This is a genomic window from Limnothrix sp. FACHB-1083, from assembly GCF_014696485.1.
GTDB lineage: Bacteria > Cyanobacteriota > Cyanobacteriia > CACIAM-69d > CACIAM-69d > CACIAM-69d.
This window is the reverse complement of the sequence record NZ_JACJQD010000007.1, coordinates 245,664-268,823: the sequence shown is the minus strand read 5'-3', so window position 1 is coordinate 268,823 and position 23,160 is coordinate 245,664. Positions and strand designations below refer to the sequence as shown.

21 protein-coding genes are annotated in these 23,160 nt (G+C 56.8%); 6 read left to right on the top strand and 15 right to left on the bottom strand.

Annotated features, from left to right (window positions below; genetic code table 11):
• Positions 1-278: 278 nt before the first annotated feature.
• The 4 genes from H6F46_RS11285 to H6F46_RS11270 form a co-directional block, all read right to left on the bottom strand.
• Positions 279-1,337: a hypothetical protein gene (locus tag H6F46_RS11285; RefSeq protein WP_190356140.1), complete on the bottom strand. Its 1,059-nt coding sequence runs from the start codon at positions 1,335-1,337 to the stop codon at positions 279-281.
• A gap of 197 nt (positions 1,338-1,534) precedes the next feature.
• A complete protein-coding gene (locus H6F46_RS11280) occupies positions 1,535-2,239 on the bottom strand; it encodes a M15 family metallopeptidase (protein WP_190356139.1) in 705 nt (234 codons plus the stop codon).
• Positions 2,240-2,319: 80 nt separating this feature from the next.
• Positions 2,320-3,153 (bottom strand): pyrroline-5-carboxylate reductase, encoded by an 834-nt coding sequence (proC, locus tag H6F46_RS11275; protein ID WP_099533631.1) that lies wholly within the window; start codon positions 3,151-3,153, stop codon positions 2,320-2,322.
• A gap of 193 nt (positions 3,154-3,346) precedes the next feature.
• The gene (locus H6F46_RS11270; RefSeq protein ID WP_099533630.1) at positions 3,347-4,048 is read right to left on the bottom strand and encodes a cell division protein SepF; all 702 of its coding nucleotides are present in this window, start codon (positions 4,046-4,048) and stop codon (positions 3,347-3,349) included.
• A gap of 362 nt (positions 4,049-4,410) precedes the next feature.
• Between H6F46_RS11270 and H6F46_RS11265 the strand changes: the two genes are divergently transcribed.
• The gene (locus H6F46_RS11265) at positions 4,411-4,656 is read left to right on the top strand and encodes a hypothetical protein (RefSeq protein WP_190356138.1); all 246 of its coding nucleotides are present in this window, start codon (positions 4,411-4,413) and stop codon (positions 4,654-4,656) included.
• Between the two features lie 50 nt (positions 4,657-4,706).
• On the opposite strand, the gene H6F46_RS11260 is transcribed toward H6F46_RS11265, so the two are convergent.
• The 5 genes from H6F46_RS11260 to H6F46_RS11240 all read right to left on the bottom strand — a co-directional run bounded on the left by H6F46_RS11260 (position 4,707) and on the right by H6F46_RS11240 (position 9,719).
• A complete protein-coding gene (locus H6F46_RS11260; protein WP_190356146.1) occupies positions 4,707-5,375 on the bottom strand; it encodes a YggS family pyridoxal phosphate-dependent enzyme in 669 nt (222 codons plus the stop codon).
• A gap of 72 nt (positions 5,376-5,447) precedes the next feature.
• Positions 5,448-5,717: a PipX family protein gene (locus tag H6F46_RS11255; RefSeq protein ID WP_099533635.1), complete on the bottom strand. Its 270-nt coding sequence runs from the start codon at positions 5,715-5,717 to the stop codon at positions 5,448-5,450.
• Between the two features lie 644 nt (positions 5,718-6,361).
• Positions 6,362-6,907 (bottom strand): 4'-phosphopantetheinyl transferase superfamily protein, encoded by a 546-nt coding sequence (locus tag H6F46_RS11250; RefSeq protein ID WP_190356137.1) that lies wholly within the window; start codon positions 6,905-6,907, stop codon positions 6,362-6,364.
• Between the two features lie 58 nt (positions 6,908-6,965).
• On the bottom strand, positions 6,966-8,366 hold the full coding sequence (locus H6F46_RS11245; RefSeq protein WP_242027901.1) for a hypothetical protein: 1,401 nt from the start codon (positions 8,364-8,366) through the stop codon (positions 6,966-6,968).
• Between the two features lie 93 nt (positions 8,367-8,459).
• The gene (locus H6F46_RS11240) at positions 8,460-9,719 is read right to left on the bottom strand and encodes an extracellular solute-binding protein (protein ID WP_190356136.1); all 1,260 of its coding nucleotides are present in this window, start codon (positions 9,717-9,719) and stop codon (positions 8,460-8,462) included.
• Positions 9,720-10,073: 354 nt separating this feature from the next.
• Between H6F46_RS11240 and H6F46_RS11235 the strand changes: the two genes are divergently transcribed.
• Positions 10,074-10,457, top strand: a complete 384-nt coding sequence (locus H6F46_RS11235) for a hypothetical protein (RefSeq protein WP_099533624.1) — start codon at positions 10,074-10,076, stop codon at positions 10,455-10,457.
• Between the two features lie 733 nt (positions 10,458-11,190).
• Here H6F46_RS11235 and H6F46_RS11230 read toward each other — a convergent pair.
• Together H6F46_RS11230 and leuB are read right to left on the bottom strand one after the other, a co-directional pair.
• A complete protein-coding gene (locus tag H6F46_RS11230; RefSeq protein WP_190356144.1) occupies positions 11,191-12,009 on the bottom strand; it encodes a TlyA family rRNA (cytidine-2'-O)-methyltransferase in 819 nt (272 codons plus the stop codon).
• Between the two features lie 209 nt (positions 12,010-12,218).
• Entirely contained in the window at positions 12,219-13,310 is a 1,092-nt protein-coding gene (gene leuB / locus H6F46_RS11225) for a 3-isopropylmalate dehydrogenase (protein WP_190356135.1), read from the bottom strand.
• Positions 13,311-13,452: 142 nt separating this feature from the next.
• Between leuB and H6F46_RS11220 the strand changes: the two genes are divergently transcribed.
• From H6F46_RS11220 to H6F46_RS11210, 3 genes are all read left to right on the top strand, one after another.
• Entirely contained in the window at positions 13,453-14,469 is a 1,017-nt protein-coding gene (locus tag H6F46_RS11220; protein ID WP_190356134.1) for a thioredoxin domain-containing protein, read from the top strand.
• Positions 14,470-14,803: 334 nt separating this feature from the next.
• Positions 14,804-15,016, top strand: coding sequence for a hypothetical protein (locus H6F46_RS11215; RefSeq protein WP_099533621.1), 213 nt, complete (start codon positions 14,804-14,806; stop codon positions 15,014-15,016).
• 90 nt (positions 15,017-15,106) lie between these two features.
• Positions 15,107-15,664, top strand: coding sequence for a glutathione S-transferase family protein (locus H6F46_RS11210; RefSeq protein ID WP_190356133.1), 558 nt, complete (start codon positions 15,107-15,109; stop codon positions 15,662-15,664).
• Between the two features lie 205 nt (positions 15,665-15,869).
• On the opposite strand, the gene H6F46_RS11205 is transcribed toward H6F46_RS11210, so the two are convergent.
• The 4 genes from H6F46_RS11205 to H6F46_RS11190 all read right to left on the bottom strand — a co-directional run bounded on the left by H6F46_RS11205 (position 15,870) and on the right by H6F46_RS11190 (position 20,136).
• Positions 15,870-17,075: a VWA domain-containing protein gene (locus tag H6F46_RS11205; RefSeq protein ID WP_190356132.1), complete on the bottom strand. Its 1,206-nt coding sequence runs from the start codon at positions 17,073-17,075 to the stop codon at positions 15,870-15,872.
• 71 nt (positions 17,076-17,146) lie between these two features.
• Positions 17,147-18,553: a hypothetical protein gene (locus tag H6F46_RS11200; RefSeq protein ID WP_190356131.1), complete on the bottom strand. Its 1,407-nt coding sequence runs from the start codon at positions 18,551-18,553 to the stop codon at positions 17,147-17,149.
• 202 nt (positions 18,554-18,755) lie between these two features.
• Positions 18,756-19,022, bottom strand: a complete 267-nt coding sequence (locus tag H6F46_RS11195) for a hypothetical protein (RefSeq protein ID WP_099533617.1) — start codon at positions 19,020-19,022, stop codon at positions 18,756-18,758.
• An 856-nt stretch (positions 19,023-19,878) separates the two neighbouring features.
• Positions 19,879-20,136, bottom strand: a complete 258-nt coding sequence (locus H6F46_RS11190) for a hypothetical protein (protein WP_143473044.1) — start codon at positions 20,134-20,136, stop codon at positions 19,879-19,881.
• 153 nt (positions 20,137-20,289) lie between these two features.
• Here H6F46_RS11190 and H6F46_RS11185 point away from each other — a divergent pair, with 153 nt between their 5' ends.
• Positions 20,290-23,088, top strand: coding sequence for an ATP-binding protein (locus H6F46_RS11185; RefSeq protein ID WP_190356130.1), 2,799 nt, complete (start codon positions 20,290-20,292; stop codon positions 23,086-23,088).
• The last annotated feature ends 72 nt before the right edge of the window (positions 23,089-23,160 follow it).

Below are 23,160 nucleotides of genomic sequence, written 5' to 3'. Positions count from 1 at the left end.
TTTTTGTTGTGATCAGCGCTGATCGCCCATCACGACAAACCCACCCCAAAAATGCAAGACTGAATTGCCCAGCCGCCCGATCGCGATTGGAGTCTCAAACCATGCTGAAACGACCCATCCTCGATCCAAACCATCACCCAAGATCTGCAACAACGCTCAATCTTCAGTAATTTGCCAGAAATTACCAGCATCCTCGTGGGCATCCTCAAGCCGATCGAGGCAAGCTCCCACCAATCCCCAGCCGAATCAGCCCCCCGATCGGGATGATGGCCATGGTTCTAGCGTCCCCAAATCCAATGCAAGAGCAGAATCAGCAAATACACCACCGCCAAAATCGCCAGACCATAAAACAGAATCGATCGCTCGTCCTTGGGGCTGGGTAGCGAGGGATCTGCCTCCACCGGACAAAACCGCACCAAACTCCGATTCATAAAAGCCTCGCCTAACACAGGATTGCTGAAATAGGCCAACAGTTGCTTACCCAACGTGGTTTCAATGCCCAGCCCATCGCGGGACACACCCACACGGGAAATGCCCCCATAGGCAAAAGCAGCCAGCTCCCGCACCGGTTGCTGGCTCCAAAAAGAGGGCAGAGCGATCGCGCAAAGTCGGGTACTGGTCACCAGCAACACCGCCGGCCCGTCATCAATGCGCACGGAAACCACGTCAATGAGCTGTTCTTCCGGTGCGTTCAGGAAATACACCAAAAATTCCGCCAGCTTGGGAATTGCGCCCTGCATCGGGAAACCCAGTTGGCCCGTTTCCGCCAGCCAATCTTCATAGACCTTTTCCGGTTGAATTAGGTCGATCGCCTCTTCGGGGTTGGGATAGGTCGGCTCAGGATAAATCGGCGGGAGTTGGGGCGCGGGGGCTGGGTTGGGCGCGGGGGGCGGCGCAACAAACCCGGTATTCCCCGGATCGTAGGTGGCGCTGATCTCCGTGGGCGCAGGGGCCGGGCTGGGGGCGATCGTGTAGCTGGGCGAACCGGTCAGGCCCAGAGCGCTCAACGGGGGCGTGGCCAAGGACATGCCAGAGCCATCATTGGCCAGATAGAGGGCATCAGTCCAGGTGGGTGCGCCGGCCCCGGCCGCCCAACCGGAGACCCGCACCACGCCCACGGGTTCGACCTTCAAGATGTTCATGCCCTTGCGAACAAAGGTCATCAGCGCCGGGCGATCAGGGGCGCGATCGGCCCCCAACAGATTCAAAATTAGGCAATTGCCATCAAGGCTCACTTCCACCGCAATCCCCGCCGTCTGTAACTTGCGGTTCATGAGGGTGGCGATCGCCTCTACATTGCCCTGCCGGGCGAGCAGTAACAATTCCGTCTGAGACATAGACCGGTGGTTCAATTGCCTGAAAGCCTGGAGGCTGCTCACCCAATCAACAGGGGCCCGGGGGGCTGCTGTTGGCCGGAAGCGCCATTTCTCGCAATCATACACCTGGTTTTCGGTGGCTCGCCCATGGTGGCTCGCCCATGGTGGCTTGCCGTGGGGGTGCGCCCCCTCAGGCGCGATCCCTTAGGCGCGGCCTCTCAGGCCCGGCCATAGTGGGCTAGGGGCTGACCGGTGCGATCGGCCCACAATTGATCGCCCCAGGAAAAGTGCCACCACTCTTGAGCATGTTGGGCAAACCCGCCCGCGGCCATGGCCCGTCGCAACAGTTGGCGATGGTCGTGGAACTGCTGGTGTTGGGAATCGGTGGCTGGGGCGAAGTGGTCGGGAAATGAGCGATCGGAACATTCATCGATCGGGGATCCCATATCCAGCAGCCGCCCGGCTGCGTCGATCAGGGTCAGATCCAGGGCGGCTCCGGTGCTGTGGGGTGGCGGGGTGGCGGGGTGGTCGCTGGGGCTGGCCCAAAACTGGCTAACGCGCGATCGCAGGGCTTGGGTTTGGGGATGCTGGGGATTTTGCGCCAGGGCAACGGGATCCAACCCTTCCATGAGGGCCAATTCGGCAAAGGTGTAGTCCACCATGAATTGCTGAACGGCCAAGGGGCGATAGGCATCAAAGATGGCCAGTTGCCAGCCCGGTTGTTGTTGGGCTAACCATTGGGCGGCCTGCAACAGCCGATCGAGCACACCCGATCGCACCCAAAAGGGCGATTGGTCACCATAAGGCGCACCCAACACCGCGTAGGGATGCGGATCCCAGAGCTGGAAGCGATCGGGCGGAATGGGCACTAGGGGTTCGCCACAGTCCGCGATCGGGATTTTTTGATAGGGCTTGAGGGCCATGGGGTTTATGGGTGCGGCGGTTGCGGAGCCTGAGGGCAAAGCTTGAGGGTAAAGCTTGAGGATGTCAACAACGGCGAACCCTAGGCGCGGCCCAATTCCTGCGATCGTTGCCAGGCTGCGCGTACCGCTTCGATGGTGGCGGAACGGAATCCAGCCTGCTCCAGGGCGGCCACCCCCGCGATCGTTGTGCCGCCGGGACTGGTGACCCGATCTTTCAGGATCGCCGGGTGTAGTTGGCTGTCTTGCAACAGTTGGGCGGTTCCCAAAACCGTTTGCAGGGCCAGGGTGCTGGCAGTGGCTCGGGGCAACCCGGCCGCCACACCCCCATCGGTGAGCGCTTCCACAAACAAGGCCACAAAGGCCGGCCCCGACCCAGACAACCCGGTGACCGCATCCATCAAAGATTCCGGCACTTCCACCACTTGCCCGATCGCCCCAAAAATCTGGCGAGCCTGTTCCATGGCCGCCTGCTCAGCCAAAGAACCGGGGGCGATCGCCGTGACCCCTGCGCCCACGGTGGCCGGTGTGTTGGGCATGGCTCGCACCACCGGACAGCCACCGAAGGCCGCTTCCAGTTTGGCCAAGGTTGTGCCGGCCAAAATCGACAGGATCAGGGGCGATCGCGCGGGATCCCAAGCACCGGCCACCTGGGCCGCCACCGTGGCAAAGACTTGGGGCTTGATGGCCAAAAGAACGATTTGGGATTGGGCCAGGAGCGATCGATTGTCATCGGTGACCTGTACCCCATAGCGCTCGGCCAGGGTCGCTCGGCGCTCAGCCATGGGTTCACTGACGCAAATTTGCGCTCCAGGAATCACGTCCCGATCGCACAACCGGGCCAAAATTGCCTCGGCCATCACGCCCCCGCCAATTACGCCCAACTGCCAAACCGCACCGGCCCCAGAATCCGTCATAAACCTTGTCTCATGCTGAATTTTTCGATCCAATCGATGCGGATTGGATTTAGTCAAGAGCAAAAATATAGGGCAATAGATTGACTACTGCCCTACAGTTTGGCCCGGTGTTCAAGGGCCCCTCGATCGTGATTGATCGTTGAAGATTGAGCCGTGATTAAACCGACTGAGCGGCGGCCTACTGAGCGGCGGCCTACTGAGCGGCAGCCTGTTGGAAGCGATCGGTTGCCCAAACGGGGGCTTGGCCAGGGCGAGCGGCAGCCTGGGCCGCAGCCTGAGCCTGGAACACTTCGCGCACCAAACCGCTGTGGGTGCTGACCTGCACACAACTGGGCGTGAACAGGAAAATGCTTTCGCCAATCCGCTCTTGGTGACCATCCAGGGCGTAGGTTCCGCCAGCGATAAAGTCCACGGAGCGTTGGGCCTGGTCGGGATCCATCATCGTCAGGTTCAACACCACCGACTTCCGCTCCCGCAGGGCCTGAATCGCTTGGGGCATTTCCTCAAACGAGCGCGGCTCCATCACCACCACTTCGGAAATTCCGTTTACCGCACCCGGCATACCAATCACGTTGCTCATAGAAGAAGTTGTTGGGGTTCCAGTTGTCGCGCGGGGGCTGGGCGGCACAATCGGCTCGGGCGATCGGGCCGCAGCCGGTGCCGGAAACCCACCGGCCAACGAAGCGGATGCATCAGCAACGGCGGCATAGCGACGGCTACGGCGGGCGTTGGCCTCATCCGTGGGAGCCGCAGCGGGCTGGGATTCCGCCGCTGGCTGCTGATACGAACCACGGTAGCCATTGTTATTGCTATCGTTTTCGTCGTAGTCGTAATCGTATTCCACTGGATCACCCAGACCCACAAAATCCCGAAGTTTCGTAAAAATAGCGTTCACCTCGTCCTCTCCACTTACTAACCACGTTGGGGGCTGGAGTACCGACGAGTTTCTAGGGGCTGATTGAACGCCGCCAAAACTCCGTCGGCTTGGTTGCCTAACATCCACTCCTCGACGAACCACCATTAACCACCATTTAAACCGCCATTGACCACAAGCGTTGCATCATTACTGCCGATGGGATTGATCGTCACCTTCAGCATTTTTGGCGCTTGTTGTCTTGAAAATGGGGTTTCAGCGCGGGGCTGTTCAATGATTGTTGAATGGGTTGGGGTTTAGGTCGCCCCGATTTTATCAGACTGGGCTAAAAGCCGCCTGCTTAAGGGTCTGAATCCAGACCTAATTCCCCAATCTGCACCCCAATGAGCTATTCAAAAGGAGCCGTAATTGATTGGCTGCCCGTTTTTTGGTCAACAGTCTACTCCAATTTTTTTGATTCCACCACGATCGGGTTGGCCACTGAAGGATGGGTGGTTGCCAAGGGCGATCGAGCAGCGGAGGGGGAGCGATCGGGGTTGGCGGTTACCTATGGTCACCATTCACGAAGATCAGTGGTCGATCGGGTCAAAATTGGCCACTTTCAGGCAGATCTTGACAGGTCTTGCTGAATGGTTGGGGAATTTTTTGTGCAATCTCCTCAATTCAACGGGTGAGGAATCTAGGCCCGATCGCCAAATAGGGTTCGTCCTAGGCGAATCAGGGTGGCTCCCGCTTGCAGGGCGATCGGCCAATCGTTAGACATGCCCATCGATCGCTCCGTCATGGCCAAGCGTTGCCAAGGTTGGGCTTGGATTTGATCCGCCAGCGATCGGGCTTCGGCAAAAAAGTCCGCTAATTCCGCTTCGCTTAAGCCCAGGGGAGGAATTGCCATCAATCCTCGAATTTGCAGATGGGTTAACCGATCCAGCTCGGGCAAGGCCGCTTGCAGTTCACTCGGCGACCAACCGGCCTTGTTGGGGTCGGGCCGCAACTTCACTTGCAGACAAATTTGGGGCGGGCGATCGCGCTCGGCGGCCAGGCGATCGAGCCGTTGGGCCAACTCCAATCGATCGACCGAATGAATTGACTCAAACAGTTCCAGGGCTTTTTTGGCCTTGTTACTTTGCAGTTGGCCAATTAAGTGCCAGCGAATATCCGTCAGGTCACTGAGGGCGGCGCGTTTTTCTGCCGCTTCCTGCACGCGATTTTCCCCAAAGTCCCGAATCCCGCATTCATAGGCTTCTCGCACGCGATCGGGGCCAAAGGTCTTGGAAACGGCCATGAATCGCACCGAGTCCGGCAAATGATCGCGCAAAAACTCGACCCGCTGGGACAAACGGGGCAGCATAGCCAAAGCCTGCACCCAATCCTGGGACATAGACGGCGCACTCATGGCAACAGGATGATTCGTAAGGCGATTTTACTGGAAGGTGCGCTGGTAGGCGGCCCGCACCGCTTGATATTCCTCCCGGTTGCCATTGCGCTGAAGCGCTCGCATTCTGACCTCGACCATGGTTCGGGCATCGCTGCGGGTAACCGGTTCAAACCGGAGGCCCGTCTCCGCGATCGACACCAAAAAGAACAGACGATGGGCGTATAGCGTCGTAAATAATTCGCGACTGTTTTCCAGCCGACAAATCATCAGCAATAACCCAAACGTGGGGTGATTTAGATAGGCTTCGAGGCTCATTCCAGCTCTAGTGGGGTAGGACAGCAAGCCGGCCACCCAGAGCGCTTGGCTCGGGATGGCCAAGGAAGTGCGATCGGGTTAGTTTATGGCGTGCAGATTGCCATCAAATCATGACGCAGCAAAACGTTCGTGTCGAACAGTTGCATCGAACAGTTAATAGTATCGGAATGCGATCGCCTTTCGCCGGGATAGTCCGTGAAATCTCTACGGGGTTTCTCCAATTTCCAGGGATTTTGCAAGGCGTTGCTAACGGGCGATCGGGGTTTTGGGTCGAGATTCGATCGGGGTTTGACCCAAATTCAGCCCAATTCGGTTGAAATTCTTAATTCCGATCACTGCGCCGGGATCAGAAACCGGGGATCAATCAAACACAATCCTTGCCTGGGTTTGCTGCTTTGTGGGGGAGATCGGCTCGATCGGCCCCCAGATCCGGTTCTGGATGGTTTGGCTACCTAACGTTAAGCCGTGGGGCCGGGGCGAGAACCGTTTTCATGGTCAGGATCATCCCGGAACCCAAGATGCTGCGGTTTCAGGGAAATGTTACGGCGGGCTAACTTTCTCAGGATCCGTCAAATTCCACCCCAAAATTTCCCCCCCAGAGACAGCGCCCAATTCAATCTCTGATCCAATACCTAATCCAATATTCAACATTCAACATCCGATCCTGTGCGGGTTGCCTTGGGAGCTGGGCCCAAAGAGTCAGACCCCGATCCACAAACCAGAATGGCGGAAGCGGTGGCATAGTCCCGATCATGGCTGAAACTGACTTGCCAATGGGCTTCGGGCCCAGCGCTGACAACGGCGGGATGGGTTTGGCAATGGAGGGCACAGCGGCGATCGAGGGCGGCCAGGGCCCGGCCATGCAAACAAACGCCCGGTTCGCCCGTGGCCCGGCGGGTAATTTCCACATCCTTGTAACCCACTCCATGCCAGCCTGTGCCCAGGGCCTTGACCACGGCTTCTTTGGCGGCCCAACGACCCGCCAACCGGTTCACCACATCGGGCGTGAGGTGATTGTTCAGCAGAGTTTCGGGACTGAGGGTTTCCCAGGGGATCGATCGAGCCAGTGATCGCCAACAAGTTCGCTGTTCCTGGGGAGTATAGACCCGTTGCAGAAAGCGGCCCCCGAATCGATCGAGGGCTGCTCGAATGCGGGGGATATAAACCAAGTCAGTACCCAGATAAAACACGGCGACCTAATATCCAAAGTCCAAACCCGAAATCTAAACCCCAATCCCTGATCCCTGCCTAGTCCGCAGAGCCAGCGGAGTTCAGCCGCTGTTGCCAGGCCCGATCGACCGCTTCCGGGTTCAGGGCTTCTTGCTCCGTCACATCCATTTCGGTGGTGTAGGTCAAATCCCGATCGGTGATTTGGTTGCGGGCTTGGGTCAGTTGTTGTCGGGCAGCCAGCTTGTGAGCCAAGTCTGGATCGGGATGGGTCACCAAATCCGCCAGGGCACTGCGCTGCTGGTTGCGCCGCTCGATCGCCCGATTGCGCCCCGAAATCACCCACCAACGAACCGCCGGAATGCTCAAAAATGCGCCGCTGTAGCCCAATCCCAGCAGGCAGGTAAAGCGCAAGAACCCATAGGCCTTGCCAAAGGTTGCCGCATCCCCCGCCGCAATCAGCCCCCCTAACACCAAGGACAACACCAACAGCGCCACCCCGAGGGCGATCGCCCCAGCCCGTTGCCCCGAGCTAGCGCGACTGAAGTTATAGATACGCTCCGACTGGAATCGCGGCAGGGCTTCGGGCAGATCAGTCAAATCCTGCACGGTGGTTTGCAAGTCGGGGAACTGATAGATAATTTCGCCGCGATCGGTCACCTGGGGATGGCCATTAAACCGCACCAAAACTGGCAACATCCAATCTTCGTCCAGGTCTTGGGCCTTGGGCATTGCCCGATCGGGCAGTTCCAGATAGGGAGCCACCTGTTCCACCACCACCGCCCCTTGGTTTTGGCGAATCACTTGGGCAATCAGTTGCCAACGTTCCTTTTCCAAATACAAATTCGGGTTGCCATCCCCAAACAGAAAGGAATAGATCGCCTCTAAAAAGTTGAGATCGGGCTTTTCCCGTCGCCGTTGGTAAGCGTAGTTGTCGTAGTCGGGCCACCAGATCCAAATCCAATCGGACCAGCCGTAGTAGCCGCCCCCGATCGGGAAACCAATATTCCAACTGCCCGAGCTGGAGCCAGAGCCTCGCGAATCGCCGCCACCACCACTATCACTGTCGCTGTCCCGAGAGTTGCTGAGGGCCACCAAAGCCACCACGATCGCCGCCACCACTGCCACAATCAACAGCAACAGCACAATGCCAACGGACAGCCGAATCAGATAAAACAGGACTTTCCAAATCTTGGCCCAGGTTTCCTGAAGTTGGAGTTGCCAGAACTTGTTGCGCAGAATGTCGCGAAAGTCGCGGGAAAAGACGTAAACCACGTCACCGGACTCGGCCACCTGCAGGTTACCGCCGGCCGAAGCCGCCAACACCATCAGCCCCCGTTCCGCCAGGTTTAAATCCAAACCCGCTTGGGCAGCCACATCGGCCACGGTGACACGGTAGTTCAGTTGCTCAACGGCTTCTAACAAGCCAGATTCGATCGCGGGCGCAGCAGCCATATCTGGGTCTTTTGCGGTTTTGCTCAATGCTGTTCTCAGTATAGGGAAGCCCCTTGGGTTTGAGCTTGGGCCTGAGTCGATCCCAACCGGTTCGGGCCGCTGGGCTGAGCTTGAGATTGCTTAAGCAACCGATCGACGCATCGCCACCCACAGGTCTTGATATTGCCGTAGCGACTCGGCCGGCAACGGTTGCAGCAGTTCGCAGCGATCGAGCTGCTCAGGTGTCGGCAGCAACACATCCCGCTGAACGCTGGCTGTCATAGCCGTGCGATCGCCCTCCAGCCAAGGAGCCGGAGCCGCATCCAACCACCCGGCCAACCCTTGGGCAATGTCCGATCGCCAAGCAAGACTGGCCCACAGGGTCGCCAAATCCAGCGATTCCGGAGCCGCATGAACCGGCCGCACCCACAGATCCGCCCAAAGGGCCGTGCCCGACTGGGGAACCACCGCCCGCAAACTCCGTTGGCGAGCCAGGGCCGTCACCACCTCATGGGACCAACCCACCGCCACCCAAGCATCCCCCAACAGCAACGGCTGCAAATAATCCTGAGTGGCATAGATCAGGGCCTGTTGATTGAGGGCCGCCAAAGCAGCGGTCAAGCCGGTTACGGACTGGGGTTGAGCTTCGTTATACGATCGCCCCAATCGCTTCAGAGCTAGACCAATCACCTCCCGAGGCCGATCGAGCAGCACCACCTTGCCCCGCAGCTCCGGCCGCCACAAGTCCGCCCAATCCTGAGGTTCCCATCCCAAGGCCGCAAACCGATCGGGCCGGTAAACCAACACCGTCGTTCCCCAACGGTAGGGAATTCCCCACAGGGATCCGGCGCGATCGGGCAATCCTTGGCGATTGAGTTGGATGACGGACTGCCAGCGATCGCCCAAAGTTACCCCCGCCGGGCGATCGGGCCAGGGTTGGATCCAACCGCGCCGCACTGCCCCCGCCAGCCATTCATGGCCCAGCAATCCCGTTAACCCCACCGGCCCCGCCCCTGCCGGCCGCAAAAACGGAATCCACGATCGCCAATCACCTTGACCAATGGTGGTTCCCGCCGGATCCCGCTGCCAGTCTTGCAACTGTTGCATCAACAATTCCGCCTGATCCAGCAAAGTCAGATGAATGCCTCGGGTGGCTCCCTGCGCATTCGCCAGCCGCTGAAAGGCTTGGAGCAGTTGGGCAGGAACCGTATTTTCGATCGCCAGCACGGTCAAATCATTGGGATTGCGCCGTCCACAGCCCCCCAGCAACAGGCCCGCCGCGATCGCCCCCGTGCCGAGCAACCACTGCCGCCGCCCCCACCGAGGCTCCAGATCCACCGCCATTCCGGGCGATCGATTCCCCTTCAACTCCGCCCTTGCCTCGGGATTTTGCAAAGCCATGGCCGCCTAGATTGCTTTAATTGATGCGAAATTGATGCGACTTGCGCGTCGCTTGTCCGTTAATGGCGCATTCATCGCGCATTCATTGCGCGGTGTTTTGCCAGGTCATTTTAGCGATCAACTCTCGATATTTGAAGTTTTATAAAGTTTTGACAAGTTTTTTGTGCATATTTTTCTAAAAGATCATTCTTTGGAAAAATGCGAAACACTTTCCAAAACAACAATATCCTGCACAATCTACCATGCGGATAATCGTTAAATGATTCAGCGATTGCTGAACTTTTGAGGATGGGTTATTTACGATAAAAACACAAGCCTCCGCCAGTGCAATCTAAAACCATGCGCTGACCTCCTATGGAACCATTGCAAGATCAAATTACACTCCTCAACCACAAGCTCGATGCGCTACATCAGTCGATTGAAACACTCTTGGGACGCTTAGCAAGTCGTGTTTCTTCCGAAGAGTCATCGTCCTTACATGAACCAATGGCTCAAATTCTTCAACGGGGTGCAGCCTTGGTTGATTCCCCCAGCCCTATCCTCCATTCCATGGCTGATCTGAATGCTGAATATAAAGATATTCTGATCGATGATAGCTATCGGGAACCGAGCGATCGCGCGGGTGACAAGGAACTCACGCCGGAAATTCAAGTGCAACGGTTAATGGCTCAATTAACTGCTGCCTACAATCGGATTGCCGACTTAGAGGAACAACTCCTTTCGCGACGGATCCATTAACTTGGATGCCTCCAAGCAACGAGTCGATCGACCCTTTGCCTTGGCCTCAATCCGATTGTAGGCAAGTCTGAAATTGGCAGTTATTCGCCGATGACGGTTCGGATTTGGGTCAACTTTATCATGCCTTTCTCATCTCCCGGAGGGGCAACTTTGAGAATACTGCTGTTAGTTTGTGATCAAAAATTTGATCAGATCCTTGAAGGTTTTTTGAAGGAATTTCTCTGAATTTTGTGGGATCAGCGGATCGCGTGGAAGTAATTCTGTTAGAGATCCCCAACCATTGCCCATGCTTTACGCATCAGGCCTCAGCAATTACGGAGCGTACCAGGGCTGATCGATCACGATCGGTGCGCAATATTCAATTCTGGAACCTGCAAGCTCAGTGGTTACTCCAGAATTCGTAATCACCCTCTGACTTCCTTAGCAAATCGGTGGGAAGACTTTACAAAGTATTATGTGGCTGCTTACCCTCTGGCTCAAAGGGGGGATGTGATGCCAATGGCCGATTCAGGGGCGCTCTGGTTGCGATCGATCGCCCCCTGAAAGCCCTGAACAGCCCGGCAAAGTCCCGCAAAATCTTGAACAATCAGCGTTGTTGCTCAGTCCAAAATGATGGGACGGGATGATGGATCAGGGCGCACCGCTGTGCATCCCGATCCGGACTCTCGGCCAAAATTTTGGGCCAGAATTCTTGATCTAACTTGATTTGATTAGTTTTGGCTTAGTTGTTGGCTCAGTTGTCGGCCATTTGCACCACGGCCAAAAATTCCGCCAAATCGGGAGCCGATCGCCCCGCAATTTCCGCGTCACGCAACCACAGCAAAAATTCCACATTGCCCGCCGGCCCCGTAATGGGCGATCGCGCCAGGCCGCCGTAGTGCCAACCGATCGCCTCAGCCCCTTGCCAAACCGTGGCGATCGCCTCCGCCCGATCGCGCGGATTGCGCACCACGCCGTTTTTGCCCAGGCGATCGCGCCCCACCTCAAACTGCGGCTTCACCAGCAAAATCACCTCGCGCGGCGGTTGCAACAGCGCCCACAGGGCCGGCAACACCTTCGTCAGGGAAATAAATGACACATCCGCCACACCCAAATCGGGCATCGGATCATCGGGCCCGTAAAGTTCCGCCGGGGTCAGGTGGCGCAGATTCGTGCGTTCGCGCAACACCACTCGCGGATCCTGGCGCAGGCTCCAGGCCACCTGCCCATAGCCCACATCCACGCCATAAACCTTGGCCGCACCCGCTTGCAACAGGCAATCGGTAAAGCCGCCCGTGGAAATGCCGCCATCGAGACAGACGCGACCCGTGGGATCGATCGGGAAGGCCTCCAGGGCGTGGATCAACTTTTCGCCACCCCGGGACACAAAGCGCGATCGGGCCGCTACTTCAATCTCGGCATCTTCGGCGATTAGGGTTCCGGGCTTATCGATGCAGGCGCGATCGACCCGCACTTCACCAGCCCGAATCCACCGTTGGGCCAACTGACGCGACTCGCACAATCCGCGACTCACCAACAGCGCATCTAATCGTTGTTTGCCCGTTTTTGCCACCCAATCAACCGAAATTAAGGGATTTTTGCCAAGATCCTGGATTTGGGCGCACAGCGGTGCGCCCCTACCCAATGTTTCCGGTCTGTAGGGGCGCACTGCCGTGCGCCCTCCGGTTCGATGCGCCCTCCGGTTCGATGCGCCCTCCGGTTCGATACGCCCGATACGCCCTCCGGTTCGATGCGCCCGATGCGCCCTCCGGTTCGATGTGCCTACGCCTCGTTCAACACCGCAATCAGGGCCTCACCCATGGCCGTGCAACCCACCAGGGTTTTACCTTCGGACATGATGTCGCCCGTGCGGAAGCCGCGATCGAGCACTTCATTCACCGCCTTTTCAATTCGGTCAGCGCCCTCGGGCAGATCCAACCCATAGCGCAACATCATCGCCGCACTCAACACATGGGCCAACGGATTTGCCTTGTCTTGGCCCGCAATGTCCGGCGCGGAACCATGCACCGGCTCAAACACACCCGGCGTACCCGGTTCGCCCAAGCTGGCCGAGGGCAACATGCCGATACTGCCGGTCAGCATCGCCGCCGCGTCCGAAAGAATGTCGCCAAACAGGTTGCCCGTGACGATCGTATCGAACTGTTTCGGGGCGCGAACTAACTGCATGGCCGCATTGTCCACATAGAGATGAGACAACTCCACATCGGGATAGTCCGCAGCCACGGCCGTCACCCGATCGCGCCACAGTTGCGACACTTCCAACACGTTCGACTTATCCACCGAGCAAAGCTTGCTGCCCCGACGCTTGGCGGTTTCAAAGGCCACACGGGCGATTCGATCGACCTCGCCTTCGGAGTACACCATCGTGTTTACGCCGCGCTTTTCGCCGTTTTCGCCCTCAAAGATGCCGCGCGGTTGCCCAAAGTAAATCCCACCGGTCAGCTCGCGCACCACCATGATGTCCGTACCTTCGACGACTTCCCGCTTCAGGGTCGAGGCATCCACCAACTGGGGCAAAATCGTTGCCGGCCGCAGATTGGCAAACAGACCCAGACCGGCCCGCAGACCCAGCAGGCCGCGCTCGGGCCGTTGGGCATTGGGCAAGCTGTCCCACTTGTAGCCGCCGATCGCCGCCAACAACACCGAGTCACTGTTGCGGCAAATTTCCAGGGTGCTGGCGGGCAAGGGTTCGCCGGTTTGGTCGATCGCGCAGCCCCCGATCGGCGCTTCGGTGAACTCAAAGGTCACCCCAATCTTTTGGGCGACGGTTTCGAGCACCTGAACAGCAACGCGGGTAATTTCGGGGCCAATGCCATCACCGGGCAACAGCGCAATGCGATAGGTCTGGGTCACGGGTCGGTCAAATGTCGGGAGGGTTGAACGGATTTCATCATAGGACGGGAGGCGGCCCTTTCCATGGAAGATTTTCCCGACGACTTAGGGCATAGTCGTGAAGACAAATGATTGATGGTTATCCAGATAAAAGGTCTAAATCATGAGTTCCAAAGTTGATATCACAGCCCAAAATTTTCAGAGCGAGGTGGTGAGCAAATCCAGCGAGAAGCCGGTGGTTCTGTACTTTTCCTCGCCCACTTGCAGCGCCTGCCAACAGCTCAGCCCGGTTCTAGAAGAGATCGTTAAAAACTACGACGTGGTTTTGGCCAAGGTGAACACTCAACAGGAAGTGGGCTTGGTGCAACAGGCGGGTGTGCGATCGACCCCCGATGTGCGCTTGGTGCAAAGCGGCCGCGCAACGGATCAGTTTGTGGGTGCAGTGTCCGGCAACGAGGTACGCAGCTTTCTCACTCGCAACAGCGTGAACTTGTTGGCGGGGCCTAAATTTTTGGACTTGACCAATGACAGCGATAACCGTGTTATTCCCGTCAATAGTCTCAGTGAATATCCCAGCGGGGTGCGGGCCTTGGGTGGCAATGACACCGTGACTGGTTCTAGTGACGTGGATGTGCTGTTTGGTAATGCGGGCAATGACCTGCTGTTGGGCAACGATGCCAACGATGTGCTCAATGGCGGTGCTGATAATGATGCGCTGGATGGCGGCTTGGGCAATGATCTCCTAAGTGGCAACCGGGGCAATGATTCTCTGGTGGGTGGCGATGGCAATGACATTCTGCGGGGTGGTCGGGAGAACGACACGCTGTTGGGTGGTGATGGGGATGATGTGTTGTCCGGCGACTTTGGCACGGATGTGCTGACGGGGGGCGCGGGCCGAGATTTGTTTGTGTTGCGGGCTGAGGAAGCCGTGGCCGGAGCCGGGGTGCAAACGGTCGATCGAATTGTGGATCTCAGCGTTAGCCAAGGAGATGTGGTGCTGCTGGCGGCGGATTTCGCCATTGCTGATGTGACGGTGACCGCTGGCAACGTGAACAACAGCGGAGCGGCCGATGCCATCATCAGCCGTACCTCCACCGGGGCCCTGTTGGGGGTGGTGCTGGATCAAACGCCGGATGTGGTGCGATCGGCCTTGCAGGTGATCCCGCCTTCCTCCCTCTAAACCGGCCCTGCTCAGTTGGCTGGGGGCTGCTAGGCGATCGCCCTGGCAGTCCCTTTTGTTTTGGTTGGTCTGGATATCAGGCTGCTCGGGTTGCAAGGGAGGTTCCTGGAGCGGAGATGGTTAAAAACCAGTTACAAAACTGGACGCTGAATCGCCGCCACCGCCAACGAGATGATCAGCCTTTCAGCGATCGGGCGATCGGCCAGCCTCCGTAGTTTCACGGCTGCCCCCCTCCGGATTTGCAACGCCCACGACAGTAAGAGTCATCAGGAGCGCGACGCAATCCAATCGCGACCCTGGCTGACCTTCACGACTCGCATCAGGGGCTTGAATCATGACCGCGCTTCAAACTTGCACCCGCATTGGCCAAAGCTTGACCCTCGTGGGCGTAATTCTGGGTTCGGCCGCCGTGATGCAACCGATCGATGGCCATTCGATCGATGCCGCGCTGGTGGCGGCCGTTGCGCCCCAAAGCGCCTCAGCCGCCCAGCCCACGCCTCCCGACAACGGTGGCCCCAGCCGCACTCAAGGTACGGGCACTCGCTAATCCTCCGGGGCGGGGGTTTCGGTTGGGGCCCTGCGTTAATGATTAAAATTTCAGTCTGAGCAAATTCATCAAAACTGGGACTGAAATTCGATGGCTATTAAGCTTTATGGCGGTGCGCGCAGCCGGGCCTCGATCGTGCAGTGGTATCTCGAAGAGTTGGGCCTAGACTACGAGTTCATTTTGCTGGACATGCAGGCCGGCGAACACCGCCAACCGCCGCTGACGGACATTAACCCCTTTGGCAAAGTGCCAGCCATTGAAGATGGCGACTTCAAATTGTGGGAATCCGGTGCGATTTTGCTCTATTTGGATGCGAAGTACGGCCCCGAAAAATCCACGGAGCAACGAGCAGTGGATCAACAATGGACGCTGTTTGCCAATTCCACCGTTGCCACCGGAATTTTTGTGGAAGCCAACCGCGATCGGGAAGCTCCGCGCTTGCTGGGCGGCATCAACGAGCTGTTGAGCCAGTCGTCCTATATCACGGGTGAAACTTTCGGGGTGGCGGATGTGGCCCTGGGGTCAATTTTGGCCTACATCCCCATGATGCTGAAGATGGATCTGTCGCCCTATCCAGCGCTGGGCGCTTACCTGAAACGACTGAGTGAGCGGCCGGCTTTCCACAAGGCGATCGGCTCGCGAGCTTAGACAGCGCGGCCAGCCCAGGGATAGGGATCAACCTCCAGATCTCAACAAAAAAATCCCAACGAATACGCAAAGGAAAGTGGGGGTCGATCGGGCGATCGGCCCCCATGCTTCGTACTCAATTCGTCATCAACTTGAACGGATTAGTTCGCTCACGCCCCGATCGCCCGCTGGTGGGTGGCAACGGGAATCGCAAGCACCACAGGAACTACTTGCCTTCCACAAACGCCTGGCAGCAACAGAAGGGTTGCGCGGCCGGCGCAGGCGTTGGCGTGGGGGTTGGCGCAGGGGCCGGAATCACCGTCTTGCTGCCGCAGATCACCTTTTGCAGCAGCCCCGTGAAACCGCTCAGGGCATCTTGCGAGGTGAAACCCTGACCGCCGGTTTCCTTGGCCACACGGGCATATTCACCCTCGATTTCTTTTTTCACACTGGCCTTCACACCGGAAGTCCCCAAGTAGGTGTGGACTTTCACCTTGGTTTGCTTGGCCGTGGCGATCGCCCGGTTGGCGGCTTCGATGTCTGCCTGATCCTGCTTGGCGTTCTCGTTGCCCCCTTCCAAGGACTCATCGCCCAGGAAGAAGACGGCCCGCGATGCGCCCGATCGCCAGTCAAAGTTCAGGGACACATCCTCGATCGCCCTTGCGCCGTCCTCTTGGGCCCCGCCGCCGGCCACCGTGCCCACCTTGCGGCCCTTCAGCGCCGATTCCGACACCTTGGCCGTTTCCGTCAGGTAATTGCGCACGGTGCGATCGAACCGCGTTCCCTTGAACACCCCCTCAATTCCCAAATAGGTCACCCGCAAATCAGAAGGGCAACTGGTTTTGGCCGCCTCGATCGCCGCGCCCACCGCCTCACTCAGGGCCGTCGCCTCATCCTTCATCGACACGCTGGAATCGATCACCACCACCAGATCCACCTTGGGAATCGTCAAGACCTCCGTGGGCGAGGGCGTTGGCACGGGGGCCGGTGCGGGAACCGGCGTGGCGGAGCCGCCCTGGCCGGTCATGGTGGCCGGAGCCAAGGTGGGCCATTGCAGCCGCTTTTGGGTTGAAACATCCCCATTGCCCCGGTGACCGGAAATGGGGCCCAGGCGGTTCGGTTGGGCTTGGCCAGCGGTCATGCCGTGGCTGTTGTAGGGATGGTTCCAGAGGTTGAAATCAAACCGATAGTGGGCCCCCTGCCAACCATTTGTCCAGTTGAAATTAATCAGTGCGCTGATATCCAGCGTGCCCGTCACCGGGTCGCTATACCAAAACGACAGCATCTTATTCGCCGTTCCGCCGGCCGACGTGCCGAAGTTGTATTGAATATCAACCCCATCCGGCGGCCCTTCATAGGCAAAACAGCCCCGGCCATAAACCGAACCATCCGGATTCAAGGTGTGAAAAACAAAACTCGTGACCTGAGGCATAGCAGCAAATTCCTGTGAGGTTTGGGCTTGGTGATCGTGAAACGTTGGGCAGGCCGCTGACTGGTGAACCCCTAGGATTCAACGTAGGCCTGGCAGCAACAGAAGGGATGTTCAATGCGGCGCGGTGCGGGCTTGCTGCCGCAAATCACGTCTTGCAACAGGGCTTGGAAGCCCCGCAGCGCATCCTGGGAGGTGAAGGATTGACCGCCCGTTTCCCGAGCCACCCTGGCGTATTCCCCTTCAATTTCCCGGCGCACTTTGTCTTTCACCGAGGAAGTTCCAAGATAGGTATGCACCCGCACGCCAGCTTCCTTGGCCACCGCGATCGCGAGGTTGGCGGCTTCGATGTCTCCTTGATCTTGCTTGGCATCCTGGTTCCCGCCATCCAAGGACTCATCGCCTAGGAAGAACAGGGCCCGCCCAGCCCCCGGCCGCCAGTCAAAATGGCGACTCAGATCCTCGATCGCCCTCGCGCCGTCTTCTTGGGCCCCGCCGCCGGCCACCGTGCCGCGTTGGCGACCCCGCAACTCGGCCTCCGCCGCTTTGGCCGTTGTGGTCAGGTATTTGCGAATGGATTGATTAAAACGGGTGTCTCGGAACGTGCCTTCAATGCCCAGATAGACCACTCGCAAGTCAGAGGGGCAATGGGCCCGGGCCGCCTCGATCGCGGCGGAAACGGCCGCATCCAGCGCCACCGCTTCGTCCTTCATGGAAACGCTGGAGTCGATCGCCACCACCAAGTCCACCAGCGGGATCGTCACGCCATCTTCTTCGATGACCTCGATCGTGGGCTGCCCGATCGCCACCCACTCCAACTTGCGCCCTTGACAGCTTCCGTCTTCCGTCGCTCCCCGGTGCGCAGACACATGACCCAGTTGATCCGGCGTTGCACCACCGGCCACCAAGCCCCGATCAAAGTCTGGCTGGGCCCAGGCGTTGAACTGGAACTGTTGCTCGCCTGCCCGATCGCTGAAACTCAAGCTCAACAGAGCGCTGAGATCCAACACACCGACGATCGGGTCGCGATACCAAAACGCCGTCAAGGTTTCCGCACTGCCCCGGCGATATTCCACCGAAGACTCGCTGCCATCCCCTAGGGTAAAGCACCCTTTTCCAAACTCAGTGCCGTCGTTGTTCAGTACCCGAAAGGTGTAGGCCTTTCCTGGGGTGGACGGTGCTGAGGTAGAAGAATCTGCTGTTGTATTGGTTGTTTCTGTGGCCGAACTCCAGGGAATCACAACACTGGGCGTGACATCCAGCCAACCACCATCCGTGACCGTACCCACATCCACCAACGATTGTGCGTCCAAAAACTCCATCAACCGCTCACCATCGTCCTCAAACCGATAGTGGCAAATGCCCTGATCAGCAAAAACAACCAGGTCTGAATCTTGGCGATAGACGACCTTAACGAAATTGGCTCCATCAATTTCCCAGCGGTAGCCAGGCATCGCTTCAACAATCTTTTGATTCTTCACAAATCACTTCTCCAAAAAGCACTGCAACCCTAGGGAAACACCAGGCAACTGATTCGGTCGATCGAGTCGATCGAGCTAATGGGGCTAAGGAGTCTGTCGATGGGTTCTCAATTGGAATCTTGTTTGAGCGGCTAACCTGCGTTCTTGGGAAATTTAGCCATCACCCTTGAATTAGCCCATTGCTTATCTCGATCGCCTTGATCTACTCCAAACGAATCTGCTTATTGGCTAATTCCAAATCAAACGGGTAATCTTCATTTCCCCCCGCAAGGGCCTTTTGGAAAGTTTCCTCATTCGCAAACTCACTGACGCGAAACCACCAATCTTCAAATACAATCACCCGCCCATCGGGACAGCGGTAGACCAAGACATGGTAGTCGTCGCGAAATTCGTTGCTGAGATCAAGAACCTCACCACCCATTGCCTGAGCAGCGGTGTCTGCACTGTTCACTTTCCAATCTACTGACATGTTGCACAATCTCCAGCTTAATTGGAGGGTTGATCAGACTTTCCAATTGGACTCTACGAATTGTGCCTCAAGCTAATTGGAATTTGAGAGAAGTTAATGTTAATTTTTTCATTTTTCTGAACAATTCTGTATAAACACGCAATTAAAAATTGGCAACAATTCTCTTAAAAATAAATCATTTCATTTTTAAACATTTGCAATACAATTTTTTACAGAAAATTTCAATTAATTCCAATTGTCAATCAAATTAATTTTTCTTTTTGTTGTAATTTTCATTATTCAATCCGAGCCGAAAATCAAGAATATTTTCTTGTGAATTTCAATTTGATTTGTTTTTATTTGATTCTTAAATGCGAATGATTCAATTGTTGAAACTCATAAAACTCCCAGAAATCTCAAGATTCAATATTTTTTCTTTGTTTTAAGTCATTTTTGATAATTGTATTTTATTTTACATTGACATTTCTGAAGAGAAAATGATGCTTGAGGTCAGAATTTTGGACTGAAAGGCCTTTAATAAAGACTAACTTTGCCTGTTGCTGGAAGCGATCCGCGATCGACTCCCGTTGACGATCGAAAGTGATCCGCCATTTTTAGGTTGGCTGGCGTTCGATCGTCTGAATTTTGAGGATGATTTGTGGTGGCTTTGGGCTGTTGCTGCCCAGCCAAAGACGAGGATCAGGGCGATCGGGGGTTTAAGTCAGGGTTGGCAATTTTTTTGACCTGTCTGCCGGGCGCTGGTGTGATCAATGATGCAGCCGGACTGAGAGAGCGATCGATCCGGTTGGAGGGCGCACATCGGTACGCCCCTGCGGACATGCCACGACTTTGGGTTGGGAAGATCAGCGATCGCGGTCTAGGTTGTGGGTGGCTGGTTTTGGCGGCGTTGGCTCTGTTTGGGGTTGCGCCACTGACGGGCCTGGCGCAGCAGCAACAACGACCACCGCAGGCTCTTTTCGAGCCGGCCCACGATGACGCAAACCGTCAGCAGGGCGATCAGCCAGCTTGGGGCATTTTGGGCGATCGGGAGGGACAAGATTGGGTCGAGTTGGGCGGGTTGGGCGATCGTTTCTTGGGTCGTTTGAATGGTGTTAGTTTGGGGTTGCGAATTCATGGTGAAAACCTCTGAATGGGTTGCAATGCAATCATTCTGGGTTTTGTAACCAGGGTGTGAACATCCCCTGAAGTACCGTCTTAGTCCCGTTTAGTACACCGCTTCCCCAATTGTTCGCTCAGAATAGGGAAATTACACTTATTTGCCGCTGCTATGGACTGGGACAAATTTTTAAGCACATGGATGAAGCGCTACGACTTCACGCCTGAGCAGCAGGAAGCGTTCTTAGCCCGTTTCAGCGAGGCAAATCAGCAAGAATCCGATGAACAGATTGCAGAATTACTGTGCATTAGTGAATCTGCCTTCAAGAAGCGGATGGGCGCTGTCTATGCAAGGGTAGGTAGCGACCACGACGAGTTGCAGGGGGAGAAGAGGCGCAAGTTTGGGGTGCTGCGCGGGATCTTGCGGGAGGCTTTAGATCGGGCCCAAGTGCCAGAGCTGCCCAACCCCATTGCAGGCTATGCGGAGGTCAGCACGTTGCTGAAGCGGGCCAAACTGGGGCTAGAAAGGCACAGCGGCGCTGACTTTTACGATGGTACAGAAGCCACTTGGGCAGACATTGCGGCTGGTTGTGATGTGGAGCGTGATGTCCAAGCAGATTTGTTGGCGTTTGTGAAAGAGCGGGGTGATTTGGGTGGCCCGTTGCCGATCGGGGTGGTGTTGGGGCGATCGGGCGATGGCAAAAGCACTTTGTTGATGCGGGTGGCGGTGGCACTGCATGAGCGCGGCGATCGGGTGCTGTGGCACGATGCAGATCACTTGGATCTGAATGTGGAAGCCTTGGAGGCGCTCAGTCCCCGCCGCCGGGTGGTGATTTGCATTGATGACGCGCAATGGATCGATCCGGAGGTTTGGGATCGGGGCTTGCGACGGTTGCACCAGTCAGGGGCGGGGGTGTTGCTGCTGTTGGGGGCGCGTCGTGAGCTGTGGTCTGGGAGCAAGCAAATTCCCCGATCGCGGGCTGTTGTGCAGGAATTTGCCATTGATCATTTGAGTGATGCGGAAATCGATCGGTTTTTGAGCACCTATTCAGCGGCCGATGCGTTGGGCAAGTTGGCGTATTTGTCCCCGGAGGCGCGGGTAGAAAAGTTTCGCGAGCGGGCCGATCGGCAGTTGTTGGTGATGCTGCTGGAAGCCAAGTACAACGAAAGCCTGACCAGCTATGTGCAAAAAACCCTAGAGGATTTGGCGGAGCGATTTGGCTCCAAGGTGGTGCGGGCCTGTCGGTTGGTGGCGGCGTTGCACACCTTTGGCATCAGGTTTCCCAAGCGCGACTTGGCGACGCTGTTGGGGGTGGATGAGCTGGGTACTGAGATTTTGGCCAAGACCAAGGGGTTTTTAGTGGCAGAGGGCTATCACCACCTAAAAACTCGCCATGCTGTGATTGCAACGGTGGTGTTTCAGAACGATAACGATGATGAGGAGGATCGCTATCTTCGCCTCAGTCAGTTCATTGAAGCCGATCTCCAGCAGCCTTCCAATAGCGATTTCACTACACCACGCCTGATGCACAACTTTCGGTTGCAAGCCAAGGCTCTGGGTTTGCAAGTGGAGCCACTGCGGGAGGTGTTTGAAAAAGCAGTTGACTGTGGTTCAATTCGCCGCTTTGTTTACAACATCTGGGCGGTGATGGAAAGCGGACTCAAGAACCACGAGCAAGCCCGCAAACTCTTTCAAGCCGCCACCAAAGCCGATCCGAACGACGCACCCGCCTGGCAAGCTTGGGCGGTGATGGAAAAGGAACTCAAGAACCACGAGCAAGCCCGCAAACTCTTTGAAGCCGCCACCAAAGCCGATCCGAACCACGCACCCGCCTGGCAAGCTTGGGCGGTGATGGAAAAGGAACTCAAGAACCACGAGCAAGCCCGCAAACTCTTTCAAGCCGCCACCAAAGCCGATCCGAACCACGCACCCGCCTGGCAAGCTTGGGCCGTGATGGAAAAGGAACTCAAGGACTACCCGCAAGCCCGCAAACTCTTTCAAGCCGCCACCAAAGCCGATCCGGTTAATGTGATGAATCGACAGGCTTGGGAGCAGTTTGAAAAAAAACACGGCACCATCGAAACGCGCCGCCAGTTCTATCAAGTCATCACATCACTGTTGGCTCGCCGTCACGAGTGGCTCACCGGCTATTTAAACAACTGGGCCATTCTGGAAAAAGATGCAGGCAACCCCGATCGCGCCGCCGAACTCTTTCAACAAACACTCGAACTCAAGCCCCAAAACTCTCACGCTTGGCAATCCTGGGCCATCATGGAAAAAGAACGCGGCAACTATGAAAAAGCCGACCAACTTTTTGCAGAAGCCATCCAGGTCAATCCCGACAACTTGCCCGCTTGGCAAGCTCGCGCCCTGATGCAATTTGAGTTGAGCAATATTGACCTAGCCCGAAATCTCTTTAAAACCGCATCCCAGCGATCACTACCACCCAAAATTTCCCCGGATCAGGTCAACCATAACAAAGCAGCACTCTATCAACCTTGGTCACGCTTGGAACTCAGCCAAGGCAACAGTACCAAAGCCTTAAAACTAGCCGAACAAGCTGTTCAACTTCGCAAGCGCGGTCACTACGGCTACCTTGCTCGGGGCAAAGCCTATCACAAGTTGGGTAATTGGGAAGCGGCCCAAAAAGATTGGATCACTGCCCGTAATTTCCTGGGTAAACAGCTCCAAAAATCCCCCAACGACAATCGCTTACTCAACCAAATCGCCGAGATTCACACCCTCCTGGGTGACTACGAAGCTGCCCAAGCTGCGATCGACCAGTCCCTAGCGGTTTCATCCCCCGGCCAGCAAGTCCACGCCTACAACGCCCTCGGTGACTTGCGGCTCGCCCAAGGCCAACCCACCGCCGCCCGCGCCGCCTGGGAAACCGCTCTCCGCCTCAATCCCCACAACCTGAAAGCTCGCAACCAACTGCAAGCCCTAACCATGCACCCCTCATCCCCATAGCGCGGGAATTTTTGGAGACAGCCGGGATGCTGATAAAGTGGCGTTGAATTCAGCTTGGCGTTGGCGGACTGG

Excerpts from the sequence above, each read along its gene's own strand:
- H6F46_RS11205 (WP_190356132.1), bottom strand. The coding sequence starts at position 17,075 with ATGCCTCAGGTCACGAGTTTTGTTTTTCACACCTTGAATCCGGATGGT.
- H6F46_RS11240 (WP_190356136.1), bottom strand. The coding sequence starts at position 9,719 with ATGGCTTTGCAAAATCCCGAGGCAAGGGCGGAGTTGAAGGGGAATCGA.
- H6F46_RS11210 (WP_190356133.1), top strand. The coding sequence starts at position 15,107 with ATGGCTATTAAGCTTTATGGCGGTGCGCGCAGCCGGGCCTCGATCGTG.
- H6F46_RS11260 (WP_190356146.1), bottom strand. The coding sequence starts at position 5,375 with ATGCTGCCCCGTTTGTCCCAGCGGGTCGAGTTTTTGCGCGATCATTTG.
- H6F46_RS11235 (WP_099533624.1), top strand. The coding sequence starts at position 10,074 with ATGGAACCATTGCAAGATCAAATTACACTCCTCAACCACAAGCTCGAT.
- H6F46_RS11255 (WP_099533635.1), bottom strand. The coding sequence starts at position 5,717 with ATGAGCCTCGAAGCCTATCTAAATCACCCCACGTTTGGGTTATTGCTG.
- H6F46_RS11280 (WP_190356139.1), bottom strand. The coding sequence starts at position 2,239 with ATGGCCCTCAAGCCCTATCAAAAAATCCCGATCGCGGACTGTGGCGAA.
- H6F46_RS11195 (WP_099533617.1), bottom strand. The coding sequence starts at position 19,022 with ATGTCAGTAGATTGGAAAGTGAACAGTGCAGACACCGCTGCTCAGGCA.
- H6F46_RS11190 (WP_143473044.1), bottom strand. The coding sequence starts at position 20,136 with ATGAATTCGCAACCCCAAACTAACACCATTCAAACGACCCAAGAAACG.
- H6F46_RS11215 (WP_099533621.1), top strand. The coding sequence starts at position 14,804 with ATGACCGCGCTTCAAACTTGCACCCGCATTGGCCAAAGCTTGACCCTC.
- H6F46_RS11285 (WP_190356140.1), bottom strand. The coding sequence starts at position 1,337 with ATGTCTCAGACGGAATTGTTACTGCTCGCCCGGCAGGGCAATGTAGAG.
- proC (WP_099533631.1), bottom strand. The coding sequence starts at position 3,153 with ATGACGGATTCTGGGGCCGGTGCGGTTTGGCAGTTGGGCGTAATTGGC.
- H6F46_RS11185 (WP_190356130.1), top strand. The coding sequence starts at position 20,290 with ATGGACTGGGACAAATTTTTAAGCACATGGATGAAGCGCTACGACTTC.
- H6F46_RS11220 (WP_190356134.1), top strand. The coding sequence starts at position 13,453 with ATGAGTTCCAAAGTTGATATCACAGCCCAAAATTTTCAGAGCGAGGTG.
- H6F46_RS11265 (WP_190356138.1), top strand. The coding sequence starts at position 4,411 with ATGAGCTATTCAAAAGGAGCCGTAATTGATTGGCTGCCCGTTTTTTGG.